The sequence below is a fragment of the Thalassiella azotivora genome, from assembly GCF_054781695.1.
In genome coordinates, this window is record NZ_BAAGTX010000049.1 from 1 (window position 1) to 1,824 (window position 1,824).

General features: G+C 58.3%; 1 rRNA gene. It reads right to left on the reverse strand.

Going from position 1 to position 1,824, the window contains the following annotated elements:
* Window positions 1–15: 15 nt before the first annotated feature.
* Window positions 16–1,539 (reverse strand): 16S ribosomal RNA (locus ACYVQV_RS18925).
* Between the last annotated feature and the right edge of the window lie 285 nt (window positions 1,540–1,824).

The following is a 1,824-nucleotide window of genomic DNA, read 5'->3' on the forward strand; positions in this document are numbered from 1 at the left end:
CCAGACGCTCCTTAGAAAGGAGGTGATCCAGCCGCACCTTCCGGTACGGCTACCTTGTTACGACTTCGTCCCAATCGCCAGTCCCACCTTCGACAGCTCCCTCCCACAAGGGGTTGGGCCACCGGCTTCGGGTGTTACCGACTTTCGTGACGTGACGGGCGGTGTGTACAAGCCCCGGGAACGTATTCACCGCAGCGTTGCTGATCTGCGATTACTAGCGACTCCGACTTCATGGGGTCGAGTTGCAGACCCCAATCCGAACTGAGACCGGCTTTTTGGGATTCGCTCCACCTTACGGTCTCGCAGCCCATTGTACCGGCCATTGTAGCATGCGTGAAGCCCAAGACATAAGGGGCATGATGATTTGACGTCATCCCCACCTTCCTCCGAGTTGACCCCGGCAGTCTCCTATGAGTCCCCACCATCACGTGCTGGCAACATAGAACGAGGGTTGCGCTCGTTGCGGGACTTAACCCAACATCTCACGACACGAGCTGACGACAACCATGCACCACCTGTGCAGGACCCTTGCGGACCCCCCATCTCTGGAGGATTTCCCTGCATGTCAAGCCTTGGTAAGGTTCTTCGCGTTGCATCGAATTAATCCGCATGCTCCGCCGCTTGTGCGGGGCCCCGTCAATTCCTTTGAGTTTTAGCCTTGCGGCCGTACTCCCCAGGCGGGGCGCTTAATGCGTTTGCTGCGGCACGGAACTCGTGGAATGAGCCCCACACCTAGCGCCCAACGTTTACGGCATGGACTACCAGGGTATCTAATCCTGTTCGCTCCCCATGCTTTCGCTCCTCAGCGTCAGTTACGGCCCAGAGACCCGCCTTCGCCACCGGTGTTCCTCCTGATATCTGCGCATTTCACCGCTACACCAGGAATTCCAGTCTCCCCTACCGCACTCTAGTCTGCCCGTACCCACTGCAAGCCCGGGGTTAAGCCCCAGGTTTTCACAGCAGACGCGACAGACCGCCTACGAGCTCTTTACGCCCAATAATTCCGGACAACGCTTGCACCCTACGTATTACCGCGGCTGCTGGCACGTAGTTAGCCGGTGCTTCTTCTGCAGGTACCGTCACTTTCGCTTCTTCCCTGCTGAAAGAGGTTTACAACCCGAAGGCCTTCATCCCTCACGCGGCGTCGCTGCTTCAGGCTTGCGCCCATTGAGCAATATTCCCCACTGCTGCCTCCCGTAGGAGTCTGGGCCGTGTCTCAGTCCCAGTGTGGCCGGTCGCCCTCTCAGGCCGGCTACCCGTCGTCGCCTTGGTAGGCCATCACCCCACCAACAAGCTGATAGGCCGCGAGCCCATCCCTGACCGATAAATCTTTCCACCCACGCAGATGCCCACGCAGGTCATATCCGGTATTAGCACCGGTTTCCCGGAGTTATCCCAGAGTCAGGGGCAGGTTGCTCACGTGTTACTCACCCGTTCGCCACTGATCCCCCAGGGCAAGCCCTGAGTTCACCGTTCGACTTGCATGTGTTAAGCACGCCGCCAGCGTTCGTCCTGAGCCAGGATCAAACTCTCCGTTGAAGTCCATAAGGACAAAACGAAGCACGACAACCAACCACCCGAAGATGACCAGCCGCCGCAAATAGATCTGGCAAGAGCAGAACTCACGCCAGCCCGAAAACAATCAAGCTGACAATGTTCTGTCACACCAAAGGAACCACCCGCAGGAACAACCAACCACCACAACGGTGACCAGCCACCCCCACGAACGGGATAATTTGGCATTGACTACTTGGCACGCTGTTGAGTTCTCAAGGAACGGACGCACACCCACCACCAGTCCCTCGACCGGCCCCGGGGGCAACC